Origin of the sequence: Thalassoroseus pseudoceratinae, from assembly GCF_011634775.1 — a bacterium.
Taxonomy (GTDB): Bacteria; Planctomycetota; Planctomycetia; order Planctomycetales; family Planctomycetaceae; genus Thalassoroseus; species Thalassoroseus pseudoceratinae.
Genome location: NZ_JAALXT010000004.1, coordinates 591961 through 611197, shown reverse-complemented (window position 1 = coordinate 611197; position 19237 = coordinate 591961). Strand labels below are relative to the sequence as shown.

The 19237-nt window shown below is 55.5% G+C and carries 19 protein-coding genes; 11 read left to right on the top strand and 8 right to left on the bottom strand.

Features of this window, described 5'->3' with window-relative positions; translation table 11 throughout:
- Position 1 precedes the first annotated feature (1 nt).
- The 3 genes from G6R38_RS16765 (at position 2) to G6R38_RS16755 (ending at position 6782) form a co-directional block, all read left to right on the top strand.
- Entirely contained in the window at positions 2 to 1696 is a 1695-nt protein-coding gene (locus G6R38_RS16765) for a DUF4175 family protein (RefSeq protein ID WP_166828318.1), read from the top strand.
- The gene (locus G6R38_RS16760; protein ID WP_166828315.1) at positions 1693 to 5685 is read left to right on the top strand and encodes a hypothetical protein; all 3993 of its coding nucleotides are present in this window, start codon (positions 1693 to 1695) and stop codon (positions 5683 to 5685) included. The genes G6R38_RS16765 and G6R38_RS16760 overlap by 4 nt, the downstream gene beginning before the upstream one ends.
- A 65-nt stretch (positions 5686 to 5750) precedes the next feature.
- On the top strand, positions 5751 to 6782 hold the full coding sequence (locus G6R38_RS16755) for an AAA family ATPase (RefSeq protein WP_166828310.1): 1032 nt from the start codon (positions 5751 to 5753) through the stop codon (positions 6780 to 6782).
- A gap of 48 nt (positions 6783 to 6830) precedes the next feature.
- On the opposite strand, the gene G6R38_RS16750 is transcribed toward G6R38_RS16755, so the two are convergent.
- From G6R38_RS16750 to thrC, 5 genes are all read right to left on the bottom strand, one after another.
- Positions 6831 to 7112 (bottom strand): PGPGW domain-containing protein, encoded by a 282-nt coding sequence (locus G6R38_RS16750; protein WP_166828306.1) that lies wholly within the window; start codon positions 7110 to 7112, stop codon positions 6831 to 6833.
- 158 nt (positions 7113 to 7270) lie between these two features.
- On the bottom strand, positions 7271 to 7882 hold the full coding sequence (locus G6R38_RS16745) for a DUF3124 domain-containing protein (RefSeq protein WP_166828303.1): 612 nt from the start codon (positions 7880 to 7882) through the stop codon (positions 7271 to 7273).
- Between the two features lie 148 nt (positions 7883 to 8030).
- The gene (locus G6R38_RS16740) at positions 8031 to 8447 is read right to left on the bottom strand and encodes a carboxypeptidase-like regulatory domain-containing protein (RefSeq protein ID WP_166828300.1); all 417 of its coding nucleotides are present in this window, start codon (positions 8445 to 8447) and stop codon (positions 8031 to 8033) included.
- 75 nt (positions 8448 to 8522) lie between these two features.
- On the bottom strand, positions 8523 to 9476 hold the full coding sequence (locus tag G6R38_RS16735) for a DUF1559 domain-containing protein (protein ID WP_166828297.1): 954 nt from the start codon (positions 9474 to 9476) through the stop codon (positions 8523 to 8525).
- 248 nt (positions 9477 to 9724) lie between these two features.
- Positions 9725 to 11128: a threonine synthase gene (gene thrC / locus G6R38_RS16730; protein WP_166828294.1), complete on the bottom strand. Its 1404-nt coding sequence runs from the start codon at positions 11126 to 11128 to the stop codon at positions 9725 to 9727.
- A 209-nt stretch (positions 11129 to 11337) separates the two neighbouring features.
- Between thrC and G6R38_RS16725 the strand changes: the two genes are divergently transcribed.
- The 7 genes from G6R38_RS16725 to G6R38_RS16695 all read left to right on the top strand — a co-directional run bounded on the left by G6R38_RS16725 (position 11338) and on the right by G6R38_RS16695 (position 16223).
- Positions 11338 to 11661, top strand: coding sequence for a DUF6793 family protein (locus G6R38_RS16725; protein ID WP_166828291.1), 324 nt, complete (start codon positions 11338 to 11340; stop codon positions 11659 to 11661).
- A 34-nt stretch (positions 11662 to 11695) separates the two neighbouring features.
- The gene (locus G6R38_RS16720) at positions 11696 to 11839 is read left to right on the top strand and encodes a hypothetical protein (RefSeq protein ID WP_166828286.1); all 144 of its coding nucleotides are present in this window, start codon (positions 11696 to 11698) and stop codon (positions 11837 to 11839) included.
- Between the two features lie 42 nt (positions 11840 to 11881).
- Entirely contained in the window at positions 11882 to 12700 is an 819-nt protein-coding gene (locus G6R38_RS16715; protein ID WP_166828283.1) for an SDR family NAD(P)-dependent oxidoreductase, read from the top strand.
- Positions 12701 to 12765: 65 nt separating this feature from the next.
- The gene (locus G6R38_RS16710) at positions 12766 to 13746 is read left to right on the top strand and encodes an aminotransferase class IV (protein ID WP_166828280.1); all 981 of its coding nucleotides are present in this window, start codon (positions 12766 to 12768) and stop codon (positions 13744 to 13746) included.
- A gap of 117 nt (positions 13747 to 13863) precedes the next feature.
- Positions 13864 to 14262: an STAS domain-containing protein gene (locus tag G6R38_RS16705; RefSeq protein WP_166828277.1), complete on the top strand. Its 399-nt coding sequence runs from the start codon at positions 13864 to 13866 to the stop codon at positions 14260 to 14262.
- A gap of 133 nt (positions 14263 to 14395) precedes the next feature.
- Positions 14396 to 15031 carry a 3-keto-disaccharide hydrolase gene (locus tag G6R38_RS16700; protein ID WP_166828274.1) on the top strand — a complete coding sequence of 212 codons (636 nt, stop codon included), beginning with the start codon at positions 14396 to 14398 and terminating at the stop codon, positions 15029 to 15031.
- 202 nt (positions 15032 to 15233) lie between these two features.
- On the top strand, positions 15234 to 16223 hold the full coding sequence (locus G6R38_RS16695; protein WP_390881414.1) for an endonuclease/exonuclease/phosphatase family protein: 990 nt from the start codon (positions 15234 to 15236) through the stop codon (positions 16221 to 16223).
- A gap of 5 nt (positions 16224 to 16228) precedes the next feature.
- Here G6R38_RS16695 and G6R38_RS16690 read toward each other — a convergent pair whose 3' ends face one another.
- From G6R38_RS16690 to G6R38_RS16680, 3 genes are read right to left on the bottom strand one after another with little or no spacing between them, the layout of a single operon-like run.
- The gene (locus G6R38_RS16690; RefSeq protein WP_240928234.1) at positions 16229 to 17329 is read right to left on the bottom strand and encodes a DSD1 family PLP-dependent enzyme; all 1101 of its coding nucleotides are present in this window, start codon (positions 17327 to 17329) and stop codon (positions 16229 to 16231) included.
- Positions 17330 to 17341: 12 nt separating this feature from the next.
- Entirely contained in the window at positions 17342 to 17818 is a 477-nt protein-coding gene (locus G6R38_RS16685) for an Hsp20/alpha crystallin family protein (protein ID WP_166828268.1), read from the bottom strand.
- Entirely contained in the window at positions 17815 to 18267 is a 453-nt protein-coding gene (locus G6R38_RS16680) for an Hsp20/alpha crystallin family protein (RefSeq protein WP_166828264.1), read from the bottom strand. The genes G6R38_RS16685 and G6R38_RS16680 overlap by 4 nt, the downstream gene beginning before the upstream one ends.
- A gap of 358 nt (positions 18268 to 18625) precedes the next feature.
- Between G6R38_RS16680 and coaD the strand changes: the two genes are divergently transcribed.
- Positions 18626 to 19138 (top strand): pantetheine-phosphate adenylyltransferase, encoded by a 513-nt coding sequence (gene coaD / locus G6R38_RS16675; protein ID WP_166828260.1) that lies wholly within the window; start codon positions 18626 to 18628, stop codon positions 19136 to 19138.
- The last annotated feature ends 99 nt before the right edge of the window (positions 19139 to 19237 follow it).

Genomic DNA, 19237 nt, shown 5'->3' with positions numbered 1-19237 from the left:
AATGTCTCAACTTTCCGTACTCACAACACAACTCAACCGACTCCGTCGGCGTCGCCTGCTAACACGCTGGGCAACAGCTTGGTCGGCGACGATCCTGGCGTGTCTGTGGGCGGTGTTGGTGTTGTTCGCTCTGGACTGGCTGCTCGAAATGAGCGTGCCGCAACGGATTGTGGGGTTAGTCTTCGCCGGTCTTGCGATTGCGTGGGTGTTTCGACGATACACTTGGCCTTGGCTGGGACACCGAGAAGACCTGCTCGATGTCGCGTTGATCGTCGAAGATCGTCAGCATATTGACAGCGATCTCGTGGCAGCGTTGCAGTTCGAGCAAGCGGAGTCCGGCAGTTGGGGGTCGGCTGACTTGAAGCAAGCTGTCGTCAACTACGTCGCTGAATTCAGTCCAAGTTTGGATGTCTTCGAGGGGTTTGGATACCGTCGTTTTCGTCGCCGTGTGATCGCCTTGTTGGTCACGATCTTCGTGCTCGGAACTCTCGCGATTTTCTGGGGAGCCTATCTCCGAGTGTTTGGCAATCGCATGCTGTTCGGTTCGGCACACTATCCGACTGACACGCGAATTGATGCCATTGTGATCAACGGCGAAACTACATTCCGAGCCGGTGAAGATGCGAAGAATCACACACTCACGGTGCCTTATGGCCGTCCGCTGGCGTTTGAAGTGCAGGCGTCTGGTGTGTTGCCAGACGTAGGCCGCGTCCGCATGACCAACTCCGAACACGGGCTCTCCGTCGAGGAAGAACTTCCGAAGCTCAAGAGTTCGCAAGCCACTGACCAAAACACCTATGCGGGCAGCGTTTCGAAATTGATTGATACGGTGCAGTATCAGGTCTTTCTTGGCGATGCATGGACCGATCCGCTGACCATCGAAGTCATTCCGCAACCGGTGGTTTCCGTGAATCTCACGCCCAATCCTCCGCGTTACGCCACTTTGGTTGAGGACGATTCACTCGTCGCACGGGAGGGCACTCGGCAACTGGCCGTCATCGAGGGAACCGATGTTGTCATCGATGTGCAGTGCGACAACAAGCCGCTTCAACGGGTTTGGCTCACCGTCGATGAACAGGAATTCTCGCTGGAACAATCCGACAAAGACGGTCACGCGTGGCGATTGGCCGGTGAGCAATCTCCATTGTGGGACGTGACCGAGTCCGTCAGTTACACCGTTCAGGTCGAAGATGGGGACGGCTTGCAGTTGGAACATCCGATTCGGGGAACCATTCGAATTCGGGCTGACCGAAAGCCGATTTTGCGTAACGTCCTCTTGGGAACGAAACAAGTCTTACCGACCGCCAAGCAAATGGTGTCCTACCAGGCCAGCGACGACTACGGCCTGTCCCAAATCCGGTTGCGAGTGCAGGTTGTGCGAAACGATGGAGAGATGGAAACTCGGGAACAAGAACTCATCGTGGTTCCGCAATCCAATCAACCGCAGCGGACCTTGGCGGGAAATTATCGTCTCGATTTGGAGCCCTTTCAATTGGAAAAGGGCGATGAGTTGAAGCTCACGTTGGAAGCATTTGATTACCGGGGCGAGGCTCCACCACAATCGAATTTCAGTGAACCGTTGGTGATGAAAATTACCGATCTCCAGGGGATTTTGGCAGCGCTCGGCGAAGGAGACGAGAAAGCGGCGGCCGACCTGGGGACGATCATTGAATTGGGAGCAGGGGATACCGAATGAACCGCTCAAAAACCGTTGGCAACACCGCTCAAACCATGAACCAAGGTCCGGAGATCGCGATGGAGACTGTGATACGAACTCGTTGGTCAGTCGTTCTGTTGTCGTGTGCATTGGTGATGCTATTCGCTGCGACTAAAAGCCCAACCGCCTTCGGTCAGCCTGGGGCATCCGATCGGGACATCCGCGCTCGGCAGGCGGCTCAGAGTCGTGCTCGGCGGTTGGCCCGGGAACTTCTCTCCAACATTCTCGACACGCAACTGCAACAACTCGAAATCAACGGGTTGCAGCAGGAAACGATTTACAACGACATCCGGACGATGCGAGCCAACATCGGCACGCTCGTTGAAAACGAAATGAACCAAGTCGTCGCACTCCTCGCGGATGCCCAGGAAGCGGATGCGAACGGGCGACAACAAAAGATCGTGGAAGCTCGTCGACTGATTCGCCGGATCATCATTCAGTTGTCGGTTGAGCGTCGGAAACTGCTACGGCGGTTGAAGGCTGCGGAGATCAACGAGTTGGTGCGGCAATTGATTCGTCTGGAAACGTCCGTTCAAGACAAAACGAAACAAGTGCCCTCGGAAACTCCGGGACGCCGCGAAGAGTTGGCTCTCACGCTTCAAGAAGACCAACGCGACATCAACAAACTCTTTTTGAATTTGCTGGAAACGTTAGCGGATGTCAGTCGTTGGGATGGTCCACTCGCGACTGGTGCTGCGAAGGGAATTCGTATTCTTGCGGCTGCCGAAACGGGCATGCATCTCGACGAAACACTCGCGCGACTGGAGACGGCTCAGTATACCGCGGCAGTCGTTCATGAGCAGAAAGTCATCGACGGTTTGCGGCAGCTCTTACGAGTTGTCGAGCGAGCCCAAGGTTTGATCGGAACAGAGCGGCAACAACTGCTAGCGAAAGTCCGAGAGCTGCAGGACGAGCAAACGGAACTTCGTGAAAAAACTGAGAAGACCGATCTCGCCAAGATGGACGCGGCCAAAGAATTGGTCGAGGAACAAGCCGAGATTCAAAAAGACATCGCCGAACTGGCCGCCGAATTGACGGACGAACCGCGTGCGGAAACGCATTTGGATCAAGCCCGCGAGGCCGCCGAAAAAGCGACGATGGAACTCTTCGAGGAAAACAAAAAAGAAGCCGCGAAAGAGCAAGGGCAAATCTTGGGGCATTTGTCAGCGTTGGAAGAATTGCTGGAAGACATGTCGGATGGCAATTCGGCCGATCAAAGTGCCGACGAGTTGGCCAAGACAATCGAAGACTTGGAAGCCGCTCGCGAGGATGTCAAAGCCGCTCAGGAGAAACAGGCGGAAGCCAGTGAAAAAGCGGCTGAAAAACCCGAAGAAGCCATGAAAGCGGAAGCGGAAGTTGCCAAGAAGACTGAGGAAGCCGCGAAAGAACGGGAGCTTCCGGAGAACGTCGAAAACCGACTTGCCGAAGCCAGCGATGCGGCGAAGGCGGCCGAGGAAGCATTGAAAGAGGCAACCAAAGCAAAGCCGGAAAGTGACGAGCAAGCTGCAAAAGAGCAGGCCGTCCAAACGGCGGAAGAAGCGTTGGAACGTGCCGCTGCTGAAATCGAAGCCACGCTTGCGGAGGCGAAACGAAAGCAGTTAGCCGTCAAGGTGGGTGAGTTGGCTCGTGCGGCCGAGTCGCTCGAACGTGCTGCCGCTGTCGAACGGGAGATTGCTCGAAAAGCGAACGAGGCTGCCGAGAACGAAGGCTTGCAAGCCGAAGACACTGCCGACTTGGAATCCGATCAAGCCGAAGTCGACGAGATTGCTCAGAAGGTTGCCGAAGGGGTGAAACAAACCGCACCCGAGGCCGCGAAAGCCTTGGACGAGTCGACGAAGAACTCTGAGAACCTCAAGGATGCGTTAGCCAAAGCGAAACAGGCACCCGGTGAGGAGTCAAAGCCAGCCGCGAAAGAGGTCGCCAAGGAAGCGAACGCGACCGCAGAAGAGCTTTCCAAAGCTGCAGATGCTCTGCGTGAGGAAATCGGCAAAACCGCAAACGAGTTGGTCGCCGTCAGTGATGAGCAGCTTAAAGCGGTCGCGCCGGTTCGTGAGGCGGTCGAGGATGCGTTGAACGAGCGTCCGAAGTCGTTGTCGGAACGAATTCAGCGACTCGAAGACGCCAAAGCCAAGACGGCCGCTGCCGAAATCGCACAGCAGAAAGCGAACGGTCGCCCCGAAGCCGCCGAAGCAATGGAACTCGCCGAAGCCATTGAGCAAGCGAAGCAGAAACAGGATGCCGCTGATCAATCCGCGAACGAGTTGGCCAATGGAAATGCCGCGACTCCGCTCGATGCCACATCGAATCAACAGGAAGTCGCCGACGCTCTCCAAGACGCCAAAAAGAATGCGGAGAATCGGAACGCGGCTCAGTCGAAGAAAGAGGCCGGGGAAAAAGACGAACTTTCCGAGACTCTGGCGAAAGCTCAACAAGCGGCAGCGGAGGCGGCCAAGCAAACACTTGAAGGCAACACCGAAGCCGCAAAAAAGGCTCGTGATGAAGCTCGGGAAGCGTTGAATCAAGCCAGTGAACTGGCCGAATCGGAAGCCAAGAAAGCTGCTGAATCCGAGCCAACTGGCAATCCCGACGCCGAGGCTCAGCAGCAAGTTGCAAAGAACGCTGGTGAGGCCGCGGAATTGGCTCAAATGGAATCGGATTCCGCTGCGGGCAAACTCGCCCAAGCTGAACAACAAGCGAAGAAGGCCGCTGAAGCACTCGCAGACGAGAATGCCGATGCCGCCAAACCTGCTCAGAAAGATGCCGGCGAGGCCCTAGCCGATGCGAAGGAAGCGATTGACTCGGCTTTGAAGGATCTGGCGGAGCAGCAGAACGCTCAGATGGAACAGCAATCTGATCAGGCGATGAAGTTGGCCCAGCAGGCGGCGAACGTCGATCCAGGGGCCACATCCGCGCTTCGCGAAGCCGCAAAGTCGGCAAAGCCCATGCCCGCTCAGCAGACCGGTGCCGAGGCTGTCGCGAATGCCGACGATGCTGTTCAGGAAGCAATGGAGCGGGCCGTCGCCAACTTGGCGGCTCAGGAGCAGCAAATCGAACAGGACAAAGCGATCGCCCAAGCATTGGCCGACTTGGCAAAGAAGCAACAAGACGCCGCCGAGCAAATCGCGGCCAATCGGGAGCCAATGAACGAACCGGCGAAACCGATTGACCCGAATCTGGCGAAAGCATTGGAATTGTTCGCACAAGCTCAGCGGGCGACGGGACAGGGGGCTGCTCAAATTGCCGGTCAGGAAGAAATCGCGAATCAACCGATTCGGGAAGCGTTGGAATTGGCCTCGAATCTGAATCCGTTCGCACCTCCGGAAGGCACACCGATGCCAGCCGACGCAACTGGAGAAGCAGGTCAAGCACCACCCGCCGGTGAGGGAACTCCAGCGGGACAACCCACACCTGGGCAATCCGCACCAGGCCAACCCGCACCACCGTCGGTGGCTCAAGGGGATCAACCAGCAGTGGCTCAGCCAATCGATCCGAATTTGGGCACGGGATTCATTCCCAACTCACCTGAATTGACGGCTCAAATGATGGCTGGTCCGCAAGCCGCTCAAATGGCAATGGCCGCTGCGAGCCCGGCTGGTCCATCGATGCCGGGACAACCGGGGCCACCCATGCCGGGGCAAACACCCGCGGCCCAACCGACTCCCGCGGCACCATCCGCTGCGTCGTCTCCCACGGCGATCGGTGGCAGTACTTCGGTTGCAGGAACGTCCGCTGAGAATGACGGATTGAAAGATGGCGAACTCGACGATTCGCCCCCGCAAAACGAGGGTGATAGCCGGACCGCCAGTAGCGACAAGGATTCCAACGCCCAATCGCGACGTTTTCGACGTGATACTTGGCTCACCAAACTTCCGCCGGAAATCCGAAACGCCATCCGTTCCGGAAGCACCATGCGAGCCCCGCGGGCATATGAAGAACGCTTGCGACGGTACTTCGAAAGCATCGAGTAGCCCGCACGCGTACAACCGGAACTCTCGAAAATCAAAGTTCACTTAGCACCAACAAAGATTTGACCATGACCGACACCACCGCCTCGCCCGATGATCTCGCGGCCGTTCAAGCTTGTGAGCAATCCTACAACCGTGTCCGTGATGAACTTTCCAAAGTCATCGTGGGCCAGGATGAAGTGATCGAGCAAGTCTTGATTGCCATCTTCGCCCGTGGACACGCTTTACTTGAAGGTGTGCCGGGGTTGGCGAAAACGCTGCTGATCTCCTCGCTCGCGGAAGCGCTCGACTTGACGTTCAAACGAATTCAGTTCACACCAGACTTGATGCCGTCCGACGTGACCGGGACGGAAATCATCCAAGAGAATCTGGAAACCGGACGGCGGGAATACACTTTCCTTCCCGGCCCGATTTTCGCGAATTTGCTGCTGGCAGACGAAATCAATCGGACACCTCCCAAGACGCAGGCGGCAATGCTCGAAGCCATGCAAGAACGGCAAGTTTCCGCCGGTGGATCGCGACATAAGTTGCCACGACCGTTCTTCGTGCTTGCCACGCAGAACCCGTTGGAGCAAGAGGGAACTTATCCATTGCCGGAAGCCCAACTCGACCGGTTCCTGCTCTACATCCGTGTTGGCTACCCGACCGGGGCGGAGGAGTGGGAAATCGCTCGACGGGTCACGGGGGGCCACATGGGGAAAATTTCGTCGGTGATGGGCAGTGAGGAAATCATCAAGTATCAGGATCTTGTGAATCGTGTGCCTGTCAGTGACCAAGTCCTTGGTTATGCCTGGGCACTCGTGCGGGCAACTCGGCCTGGTGAGGCGGAAGCTCCGGAGTTCATCAACAAATGGGCGAGTTGGGGAGCCGGTCCGCGGGGAGTGCTCACACTCGTGACCGCTGCCAAAGCCCGTGCCATTCTCTACGGCCGCTACCATGCAACCGTCGAAGACGTCAAATCTGTTGCGGGTCCCGCGTTGCGACACCGTCTCGCCGGTAACTACGCCGCTCAAGCGAATGACATCGGTAGCGAACAACTCATCGAGATGCTGCTGAAGGAAATTCCGTCCGACAAAAAGTACGAACGCCCCGCCGCGTGAAATGAAGTGTTGATGGTGGAAGCCGCTGATCGGGTTCGGTTGGTGAACTCAGCTTTCTGACTCATTGAATTCGCCATCCGGATCGGTTTCGTGGATGGCGGACTTGATCCAATTAGGGGAGTTTTGTTCGGAATTCCGCATCGTTTCGTTGAAGCGAGTATTCCGTTTTCTCCATGAACGGATCATGTTCCGAACTCGCTGGCTTGATGTCGCCAACAGGGAAAGCCCCACAACGATCAGCACCAAACCGATGGGAAGTGGCAATGGAAGCGTGGCGAGCCCAGCAATGAGCACCAGAAGGCCGCCGATTTGGAGCAGAATGTTCAACATTGATGGAATGAGTTGCGGTTGTCACGAATTCGTGAGGGAATCTCAACTCATACATCTTGGAGGCTTCTGCGAATTTCGTGTCCGCAGATCGTGAAATCTGTGCGAACAAGGGGAATTCCGGGCATGGGTTGGTGTTGTGAGGGACCGCAACGAGGTCCCTAATTCGTCTCGGAGCCGATTTCTTCGATCACGGTTCCGTTGCGGACGAAGGAAATGCCCTGTTGGATTTCGGTGTCGATCATGACGGCTTCAATGACGGGAGCTGAGACAAAGTCCTCTGCCGTCCACCGAACGAGAAAGTTCGCACCGCTACCGCCGCTCGTGTCGTCTCTTTCGACAAGGAATTCCGTGGTCGCCAGTGGTTCGAGACGGATCGGCTTCTTGAGGTACGACTTCACCTCTTTGCCGTTGGTGTCGAAATAGCGGACCGAGTCGATCACGATTCCATGGTCGAGACTGGTGTTGCGGATGCTGAGAGTAATGGTCAGCAGTGTTGGTGAGCCATCCTTGTGGTAAATGTGTGAGTAGGCGGGCACATAAACCAATTGGCCATGTACCGGGTTGATGATGGACTCGGACGGCGTCCCTTGGCCTGGGTTCGCGCTCTCAACGGGGGGACGATACCGGGCGGCTTGCTCGAACGTCTCGGTTGTCCGATCCAATACGATGACCACCAAGGTCAATCCCAGCAGCCCCACAATGCTGACAATCACAAAGACCTTGATCTGACTAACCACTTGATAAACGTCTTCCTCGGAACGCCGACTCATGATTGAATCCTCCTCGTGATTGGTTCAAGCCGCATCCGACCATGGTGCATCAAAGTAAAAAGGGCAGGCGAATGCGGTCAACATTCGTCTGCCCAAGATACGCGTTGATGGAGAAAACTGGTAGCAATCAACGGAACGGCGTTCCGGATTACGATGAGGTGAGTGGCAGGTCGATTTCTTGGTCGCCAGCCGTGACCTCTTTGGTGAGCGTGGATTCGGTGTTGTATTTGGCGGGGACTTTCTCAGGAATAGCCGGGGTTTCGACTTTCCCGTCGTCACCAATGACAGCGGGGGAACCCGTGGTCACACGCACGGAATGTTGACCGACTTTGGCTCCCATGATGTCCCGCATGTAGCGAAGTTCATATTTGCCTTCGGCATCGGTCACGGCTTCCGACGTTCGGCCGCCTTCAGTGGGGCTGAAGTACACCCGCGCGTCGGCAAGAGGAGCGTCGTCGAGCGTCACGACGCCGGTGACTTGCCCGACATCCGGCATGTCATCTGACCCACCGCCACAACCCGTCAATCCACACACAGCGAGCACAAAACACAGCTTCAAACGCATTCGATGATTAATCCTAGAACAGTTCATTGTTGATCGGAGTGAGTTCACTGTGGACACAGTCGACCGTCATTCCGTCTAGTATTCACCGATGACTTGACCGTCATCGCGACCGATCAGTCGTTCATAGACGCTGTTGACGGCGGAATCGGTGTTGTGATCGACGTTTTCGCTGATGAAGATCACCGAGCCGTCAGTCAGGGCGAATTGGGCACCTCCGCTGTGTCGACTACTGAAGCCTCGGGTGCAGTTGGTGCAGTTGTCGTTGATGGGGTAGCGACCGGCTCCCATCACGTAGACCAAACCTTGATCGTTGTGGTTTTCACTATCGCCATTCGTTCCGAAAATCACGGCGGCTTGCAATGACGTTCCACCGATTTGCCAAGCTCGCTCGCCGAGAATCAGCGTGTTGCTGGTTCCGTCGGTGACGTCTCGCATACCGATGTAATGCTGTTCGTTGTTGAAAATCCCGTTGTGGGTGTCTCGTTCCAATTCGTAGCTGTTGTTGACACCAATGTAGTTGGCGGTCGCAATCGGTTGACAACTTCCGGCGCAGTTGGCATCGCCATTGCCGGGAACGTGTTGATCGCTATTGAGATCCGGTGCGGTGTCCGAAGGGCAACGGAATGCGGTGATGGGGGTTTGCAACAACGGACGCAAGTTCGTGTCGTTGACAACGGCCTCGAAAGCAGCGTTGCCCACATCGACTTGTTCATACAGATTGTCTTGTTCGATCTGCGGCAGAATGGCGGCACCCCACGACCAGTTGGCACATTGGCCTTCCGGACAGGAACTCACGGCAAGTCGGGCGGCGTTACGGGCGAAACCAGCCGGAAACTTTTGGTACGTGTCGTGGTAGTTTTGAAGGGCCAAGGCCAACTGTTTCAAGTTGTTCTTACATTGAGTTCGCCGAGCCGCTTCTCGGGCCTGCTGAACGGCTGGGAGCAGCAGCGCGATCAAAATCGCAATGATCGCGATTACGACCAACAATTCAATCAGGGTAAATCCTTTACGTCGCAACGGGTGTGGCATCCAACTCTCCTGTACTAAAGATTACAAAAACGCGACTTAGCCAATGTTCATGTGAAAGAACTGTAGAAATTTTCACAGTGAAAGCACAATAGATAAGAAACGTTAACCCTGCGGAATGTGTGTGGTTCCGCAAAATGTCCTGGTTTCTTGATGTGTTTAGGCCGTTTCGTCGCGTTGTATGGACAGAGTCGGTCCATACGTGGTTTTCATGCAGAAATGATTTCAGCGATGAATGGGGTGGGGGAGTTTTAGGACTCTAAAGCCGCAATGATCTTCTCGAGATCGTTCTCGACGACGACCGGGCCATTAGCATTTGGGGTGGCTTGGATGGTTTCTTGGCCGAGGATGGCGTTGATTTTATCGGTATCGCTCATGTGCCAACCGACTGTGATGTTGGGGTCTTTGAGTTGATGACCGGTGAGAATGCAAACCACGCGATCGCTGGGGGCAATCACGCCTTGTTCGCGGAGGAGTTTCGCACCGGCCACGCTCGCGCCGCTCGCCGGTTCACAACCGAAGCCGCCACGTCCGACGACTGCCTTGCCTTCCAGAATGGCTTGATCCGGCACTTCGCGGACGACGCCATCACACACTTCGATCGCACGCAAGCATTTGGTGAGATTTACCGGCCGGTTGATTTCGATGGCACTGGCCAAGGTCGAAGCACGACGGTTTTCGCTGTCCATGTCTCCGTAGAATTTCTGAACGAGTGAACGTTCGACGTCGCCACCGTTCCACTTGAGTCCGTCTTCCTCAACCAAACGGTACAGCGTGTTCGCACCGGCGGCGTTGATGACAGCCAATCGCGGAATCCGGTCGATGAGGCCGAGTTCTTTCAATTCCATGAACGCTTTGCCGAAGGCGCTGGAATTCCCGAGATTGCCGCCAGGAACAACGATCCAATCCGGCACTTCCCAGTTCAACCCTTCCAGTACGCGATACATGATCGCCTTCTGACCTTCGAGACGGAACGGATTCACGCTATTGCACAGATAGATGTTCCGCTCGCGACAGACTTCCCGTACACGGGAGAGGGCATCGTCGAAGTCACCGAGAATTTGCAGCGTGAGTGCACCGTAATCCAACGCTTGCGAGAGTTTGCCGTAAGCGATTTTTCCACTGCCGACAAACACAACGGCTCGAAACAACCCGGTCGCGCTGGCGAAGATCGCCAATGACGCCGACGTATTTCCCGTGGACGCACACGCGGCGATTTTCGCACCAACCATCCGCGCGTGAGTCGAAGCGGCCGTCATGCCATTATCTTTGAAACTGCCGCTGGGGTTCAGTCCTTCGTATTGCAAAAAGAGATTCCCCACATCCACACCGACGTGCTTGGCGGCCACATCGGATGGGCGAAGCATCGTCTGCCCTTCACCGATCGTGACGATTTGCTCATCGGGGGCAAAGGGGAGCAGTTCCCGGAATCGCCAAACTCCACTGACATCCAACGGATTCTGCACGTTCGCTCGCCGAGCACCGAACTCCTTCAACGACGACGGAACCGGCACGCGATCCCAGTCGTAAACGACATCGAGCAATTCGCCATCTTCGGGGCTGGCGTGATGAACTTCATCGACACTGTACTGCTCGGTCGCGGTCGGCGAAATCGAACGTTGAAACGCAAACTCTTGGTGGAGTGTTGTGGACATCGCAGACAATATTCCCATAACGAAGCGAAGAAGCCGACTCAAACGTGTATTCTGATTATCCAGGCGATCGCTGGCAACCCGGTTTCGGGGTCCAGAAACGATTCGCGGTAGGATGGTGAATTTCCGGATGTCCGTTTATAATCCGCATCGGAAAAATGCGCCAAATGGTGGGGCAATCAGTGACACGTTGGTGGAAGAGGAGATCAACCATGCCGCTTTACGAAATTGAAACCAACGCACACATCATGATTGGGTGGGCGGACGACCAAGACGCAGCCGTCGCGCTCGCCAAAGAAAATTATCCTGACGATGAAGTCTTGCGAACGACGGTTCGACCACGCGACGTCTGGGTGATCTCCAAAGCCCTGCTCGGCGTGCAAGGAACGTCGGAGCCCTCGGACATCGCCCGTGATTGCCTGGCTCGGGCTCGCGGCGACAAACTCCACGCCATCCGACTGTTCATGCAAGACACCGGCTCCGACCTCCACGAAGCTCAGCGGGCGATCGAGACGAACATGTCGCTGGGCTGGTAGTGCAGAAGACTGCGGACGGGAGTCAAAAGTCAAAATGCCAAAGAAACCAGAACCATCAATCACGCCGCTCGGTTGGGTGATGGTCATCTTCGTTTCCGTGTTGGCTGTCTTTCTGACGTGGGCCGTTCTTTTTAGTCCGCTTGGGCTAGTGAATTTGCTCAACGGTAACATTCCATAATTCGCTTTGTTTGCCATCATTCGATCGAAGGAACTTGGTTCGTTGGCTGATTCAACACGGTTATTGTCGGGGCAGACGGCTCTCGTTACGGGTGCGGGGCGAGGGTTGGGGCGTGCGTTCGCGGAGCAATTGGCAGCGTTGGGTTGCCAGATCGGTGTGCATGGCATGCGAGAGCATGGGCCGAGCGAATACGGCGAAGGCACCACCCTGACCGATACCGCAAAAGCCATCGGCGAGACGCACGGCGTGAAAACACATCGTGTACTCGCCGACTTGACGAAACCGGAGGACGTGCAACGAATCGTCGCTGAAGTCACCAGCGAACTCGGGCCGATTGACATTCTCGTCCACAACGCTGGCGGTGACATCGCGGCGGCTGGCGGGAAACCGAACCCGAACGATTCCGTCAACATCAAACCCGAAGACGTTCGCAGCGTGCTCGAACGGAATCTGCTCACGACAGTCTACATCTGCCAAGCCGTCGCGTCTGGCATGATGGAACGCAAGCAAGGCCGGATCATCACGATCAGTTCGATCGCCGCGTTCAAAGGCAACGCCAACAGTGCGATCTATTCGACCGCGAAAGCCGGTGTTGTTGAATACACGCGGTGTTTGGCTGAGCAACTCCGCCCGCACAACGTGAACGTCAACACGCTCGCCCCCGGTGATACCCGAACCGGACGGTATCTCGGCACCCGGCAAGCCGACCCGAACAAACTCATGGAAGGCGGGACACTCGACCGGATTGCCCTCGTCGATGAAGTCGCTCGCGTGATTCGCTTCTTCGCTGGCCCCGATGGTGCATTCGTCAGCGGACAAGTTCTCCGGGTCGACGGCGGTAGTCAAATCTGGCCAGCATGATCGTCGATGATATGATGACACAGCGTTGACCGCATTTCGTCATCTATCCCTCATCTGCCCAAGTCATGCCGAATCGTATTGCTTATCTCAACGGATCGTTCGTTCCGGAACACGAGGCTCGTGTATCGTTTTACGATGCGGGCGTGTTGTGGGGCGAGATGGCGTTTGAATCCACCCGCACGTTCGGCGGCCGACCGTTTGAGCTCGGGCATCATCTGCGGCGTTTGGATCGTTCGCTGCGTTCGTTGGGCATTGACTGTGGCTTATCGCTCGCGGAGATCGAGCGAATCACACTGGAGACTTTGGAACTCAACAAGGCCACCGAAACGGAGGATATGGAATGGCAGATCCTGCACAACATTTCGTCCGGGCCGGGCGGTGAGTATCGGGTTGCGTTCGCCGATGAAGAGCTGCGGCCGACCGTTTGCATCCAGTGTTTCCCACTGATCGCACGGCTTGCAAAATTCGCCAATCTCTATGAGACCGGCGTTCAATTGGTCATTCCTGAGCAGCACGCGATGCCACCGGACCTGAAAAATCCGCATGTGAAGACCCGCAGTCGGCTGCACACCCAATTGGCGATTCAGCAGGCGAATGCAATCGAGCCGGGAGCTTGGCCGTTGCTCTGCACCGCCGACGGGCTGGTTACGGAAGGGCCGTCGTGGAACGTCTTCATGGTGCGTGACGGGGAATTGCTCACGCCATCGACGCGGTTGGTTTTGGACGGTGTCAGCCGGTTTCACACGTTGCGACTGGCGAAGGAAATCGGACTCACCACCCATGAGACCGAATTGACGATCGAAAATTTCCACGAAGCGGACGAAATTTTTTGCACGGCCACGTCATTCTGTTTACTATACGGAACGACATTTCAACAGTGCGCAATTGGCGATGGGCGTCCCGGTCCTGTCTATCGACGACTGCAAACCGCTTGGAAATCGTTCGTTGACGTGGACTTTGTCGCCCAAGCTCACAACTTCGCGAACCGCCGAAAAGAATGGTTGGAACGTGAAGCAACCGCTGGGCGGGTTCGTGCCGATCACTGACAAATCGAAATCTCAAGCCGATAGCATCGAGTGAATTGGACTGCTAAAATCTGACGAAGCCCTAGGGGACGCGCCACCAACGGGCTCCCAAATCCGTATTCTCGGAGACTCAGCATTTTGCAATCGGTTCTCGAATTTCATCAAGTCCTCAAAGCCGAGCAGGGCGAACACACAATCGTCGTCACTCCCCAAGGGGAGGCGTTCGGTTATCGCTACAACGATATTCAAACCGAATATAATCGAATTTACCATTTGTTCGAGCAGCCGGAGATCAAGAACCTCGTGGTTGACTTCGGGCAAATTGACTTCATCGATTCCACGTTCATCGGCGTGTGCCTCAGTTTGGCCAAGAAAGCCAAGATCTGCAAAGGGCAGTCCCGGCTGTGTGGGATCAACGACGGCGTGCGAGAACTGCTCAAGAAGTCGCAACTGATTGAGAACGACCAATTCAGTTTTCTATGGTCCGAATGCCCCACCCGCGAAGACGCTTTGGCCGAACTCGAACCGGCTGTCTGAGTCGTTGTCTGTTATCGGCTGATTCCGGCTGTGTTGCTTGGCTCACGGACCTCGATTAGGCTAAGTCCTGGCTTTGGCGCGAAGTCGTTTCTGATCGCGCTCGTGGAAACTCCATCTTCTAAGGGTAATATTGATGCGCACGTTCTGGAAATTGAGTGTTTGGGCAGTGGTTGCAATCGCATGCGGTTCGTTCGGAGCCGTGTACGCCGAAGACAAAGCGGCCGACGAAGACGGTTGGATCGATCTCTTTAACGGCAAAGATTTGACCGGCTGGAAGATCAGCGAGAATGGCAAGTGGAAAGTTGAAGACGGCAAAATCGTCGTCAGTGGTGAGCGGTCTCACCTGTTCACGAAACGACAATTCAAAGATTTCGAATTGAAAGCCGAAGTCATGACGACGCCCGGCAGTAACTCGGGAATCTATTTCCACACCAAGTTCCAAGAATCCGGTTGGCCGGAATTGGGGCACGAGGCTCAGGTGAATTGCACGCACAAGGACCCGGTCAAAACCGGCAGCTTGTACAACGTGGAAAAGAACTTCAAATGTCCGCATGAAGACAACAAGTGGTTCACCTACGATATCAAAGTCGAAGGTCAACAGATCACGCTGAAAGTGGATGGAAAAACCATCGTCGATTACACCGAGCCCACTGACATCAAAGGCGGACGGAAACTCAGTTCCGGCAGTATTGCGTTGCAAGCGCACGATCCTGGTAGCGTTGTCTACTACCGCAGCATCAAAATTCGGCCGTTGAACGAGTCCAAGTAACAACTCTTGGCTATTCGCGAAGTTTAAGATGGTCCGGTTGAGACGATTATTCCGTTTCGATCGGGCCAACTTTGTTGGTTTCGACGGTTTCTGCCAACAGAATGGTGGTTTCGATCTCGCTGCGAGGGATGCTATTAAAGTTGCCGGAAGGTAGGCTTCACGATCGTCTCTCCAGGTTTGAGGAACCCTTCAAGTGCCCGCGATGCTTGAAACCGAATCTCCACCCGACGCGTCATCCTCGTGGAACGGTTTGCGGTTTCGCCGGGATTCTGGGTTCGCCCAATTCCTCGAGTGGATTGCCAACTCCGCTGCGGTTGTTTGTATCGTCGGGTTGTTGCTTCGGGTCACATTCCAAGACCGAATCCCGCGACTCGCGGTTGTGTACTACATGACGCCTTTGATCATGTTGGCTGTGGGCTATCTTGGTGTTGCCGTTGTGTATTGGTTTCGTCGCAAACGGCGTCGGGCCACATGGGCACTGGTGTTTGCAGTCCTGTGTTCCGGTTGGTGGCTGAATTCCTGCGTCTTTCTGCATGCCAGCTCCGACGCAACACCGAAAATGTCGGCACTTCTGTGGAACACGCAACGGGGGGCTCACTCTTGGCTGAAGATCGCGGAATTTATTCGCGCTCACGATGCACCGATCATCGGACTTGTGGAAGCCGCACCGATCATCACGAATCACCACGAGTTTTGGAACCGGGAATTTGACGATCGAACGGTTGTCACTTTCGATCATCAAATGGTCGTCATGACGCAAGGCGAGGTGATAGCTACGGAGCAGGGCGTGCTCCATCCGGGATCGTTCTTTGGCAGGGTTGATCTCCGATTGCATTCCAAGACGCTGACGGTGTTTATTGTTGATATCAAGAGCAAGGCTTGGGGCACGCACCGTGCGAATGCCTTGAACGCGCTCAAAGATCGGATTGCAAGCGTCACGGAGAATCCTGTGATGGTCCTCGGCGACTTCAATACGCCGACGGATTCTGCGTTCTTTGATACGTGGCGACCGTCGATGCGAAACGCGTTCGAGGAATCCGGACGCGGCCAATCGGCAACTTGGCCAAGACCGCTACCGGTTCTTTCGCTCGATCAAATCTGGTTGGCCGGTGACATTCATAGTCTCACCACGAGGCATCTTACGTCACCTTATTCCGATCACCAAGCGGTGGTGACGGAACTCACTTGGTAGCGGGTTTATTGCAGCTTCCCACGACCGAGGATCGGCCACACGGTTTCGACAATGCCGTCTCGAATGCCATGGAACCGGTCATGCAGGACCGTCGTGAGATCGGCATAGCCGACGAATAACTCGACCTTGTCGCCGATCGTCCAGTTTTGCGATTCCGGTCCAAGTTCCACCAGGCAGTGTTCCGCCGAAAGTGATTGGACGATCGCATCGGGGAAATTCTTGACGATCGGAAGTTGCAGATCCGAGTGGAGCGTTTTGCGTCCGGAATCGAGTACCGCACGCGTCAGAGTCGGACGGCTCACGACTGTGGCTAACACGGTCAACGCGGATTCATGATCAGACAGTCCGCATTCGAGACGGTAGAACGGATCGCCAAAAATGCCGCCGCCAGCTTGCAGTTCGGTCACACCTTCACAGTCGGCAGTGATTCGGTAAGACCCCGTGCCGCCCGCGGAGACGATGTCGCAATTCAGACCATTCTCGAGCAGACGATCGCGACAATGCAAGAGCGTGCCGATCGCTTCGTTGATTTGCCGTCGTTTTTCGTCGGGATCGGCAATTCGCAGAAGGTGCCCTTCGTATCCCATGATGCCGGCCAAACGCACGCCTTCGAGCTTGTCGATGCCCTGAGCCAACTCCAGCGTGTCACGCCCGGGACGCACTCCGACTCGATTCATGCCGATATCGACTTCGATAATCATGCGGCAAGTCACACCGCGACGTCGACAGACTTCGGCCAGTGCTTCCGCTTGCACGAAGTGATCGCAGGCGACCACGGGATCGGCCCAGCGGCAAAGACTGGCCAATCGTTCGAGTTTTTGTTCCCCCACGATCATGTTCGCAATCAGCAGGTCCCGTACCCCGGCACCGGCCATCACTTCCGCATCGGACACCTTCGCACAGGTCATCCCAATCGCACCGGCATCCAGCAATTTGTGGGCGATCGCAGGGGATTTGTGGCATTTTTGGTGGGGTCGCCATTGAACGTTGCGTTCCCGCATGTGGGACGCCATCCGCTCAATATTCCGATCCATCGCTTCGAGATCGATGCACATCGCCGGCGTATCGAGGTCCGCCAGCGGCTTGCCAAAAGGTTCTTGAATCACAAACAGGGGCTTTCAATCGGTTTGGACCTGAATCCGTCGCGGCTCGGATTTTCTGGCCTTCGGAAGGACAACACGTAACACACCGTTGTTCAGTGTGGCTCGGATGCGGTCGTGATCCACCTCATCACTGAGAATGAACGACCGCAGGAAATCGCCCACCCGGTACTCGCAGTGGGTCAATTGGGCTTCCGGCGGAGCCGGGGGCGAAACCCGTCCGAACAGTGTGAGCTTATTGTCTTGGACCTGCAAGTCGAGTGTCTCCAGCGACACTCCCGGCAGATCGGCATGCAGGACGAGTCCTTCATCTGTCTCGTAGATATCGATCGGCGGAGTGAAGATGAATCGCTCTTCGCTGCCGTAATCTTCGCCCGAATATTCCTCACCTTCCCGTGGCGGTGCGTCGCTGGTGGGAAGGGCCTTGGAATCGTCCGGTTGTTTTTCAATCGGGACTTCGTCCCCAGATCGTGTGGAATCGGGTTGATCGGTCATGAGTCGTGACTTTCCACTACCGGGATTTGACGCGGCGAAGTTTCTTCACCTTTCGGTAGATGGACCTTAAGGATGCCGTCATTGAATTCCGCAGTCATTTCCTCGTCGCGAACACGGTCGGGAATGGTCACGGATCGTTGCCAATTGCCGTGGAACCGTTCGCTGCGTCGGAATTTCTCTTCAGGCACGTCTTTGAGTTCGTCCCGGCGTCCTTTGAGCGTGAGGATGCCACCGGCGACGGTCAGCTCCAGGTCTTCGCTCCGCGTTCCGGGTAATTCGGCGGTCAACAGGTATTCGTCCGGCAGTTCGTAGAGGTTCAGCGGTGGGTACTGACGCCCAAAACGGACGCCTTCAAAAGTCAGGTTCACACCTTGCAACAGCCGATCGACCTCACGTTCGAGATCGCGGAAGGCACCGCCCCAAGCCTGCCCCCAACGGAATATGGGCATGATCGGCTCTCCTCACTCCACTATCAACTAACAATCCGGCAAAGATCACAGGCAGTCGAGAAAGATGCCCTGATGTTGGCATACCAATCGGCCGGTTTATTGAAATAACGTTCGTAGCTTACGACATGCACTTTTCGTGCCAACAGGAAGATGGGGCCTTCGATGATGCTTGTTGTGAACGGTTGTTTGTTGTAAGTTGTTTTTGTTATTGGGTTTGTGTTGTTAGGTGTCGCTAGGGCTGTTTAGAGAGGAATCTGACATTTTGGCAGATATTGGATCGTCCTGATTATTTCCAACCGACGGATCATTTTTTGATAAGCTACGACATCAATGAATCCGTTTTTGGAAAGTGGGACCGATGCCAACGCAGAACTCTCGCCATGCGGTCTATGTCGGTAGTTTTGATCCTGTGACGCTGGGGCACGAGGATTTGATCCGCCGTGGTGCCGATGTGTTCGACTCTCTTACGGTGGGCGTGGGGATCAATCCTTCGAAATCACCATTGTTCACAGTCGAGGAGCGAATCACGCTGATCCGGTCGACTTTCGAAGACTTGCCCAATGTGCAAGTTCAGTCCTTCAGCGGCTTGGCGGTTGATTTTGTCCGCAGCTTGGGGGCGAAAGTCATGCTCCGCGGATTGCGAACGCTGACGGACATCGAAGCAGAATTTACGATGTCGTTGGCCAACCGTGTCCTTTCGCCGGAGTTGGAAACGGTGTTCCTCATGGCGAGTGAGAAATACACGCACATATCCAGTTCGCTCATCAAGCAAATCGCGCAAATGGGAGGGGAAGGCACTGCGAAACAACTGGAAAACTTCGTCCCCGCGAATGTTATTCCGGCTCTCTTGGAGAAAATTCGCCCGTCCTGAATGCGTGCATCAAGATGATCGAGAGTCTGTAAATTTGCGATGAATTCTTCCGTGACACCTGGACAATTGCTGGCTTCCGGCTGTAGTTTTGACTTGAAA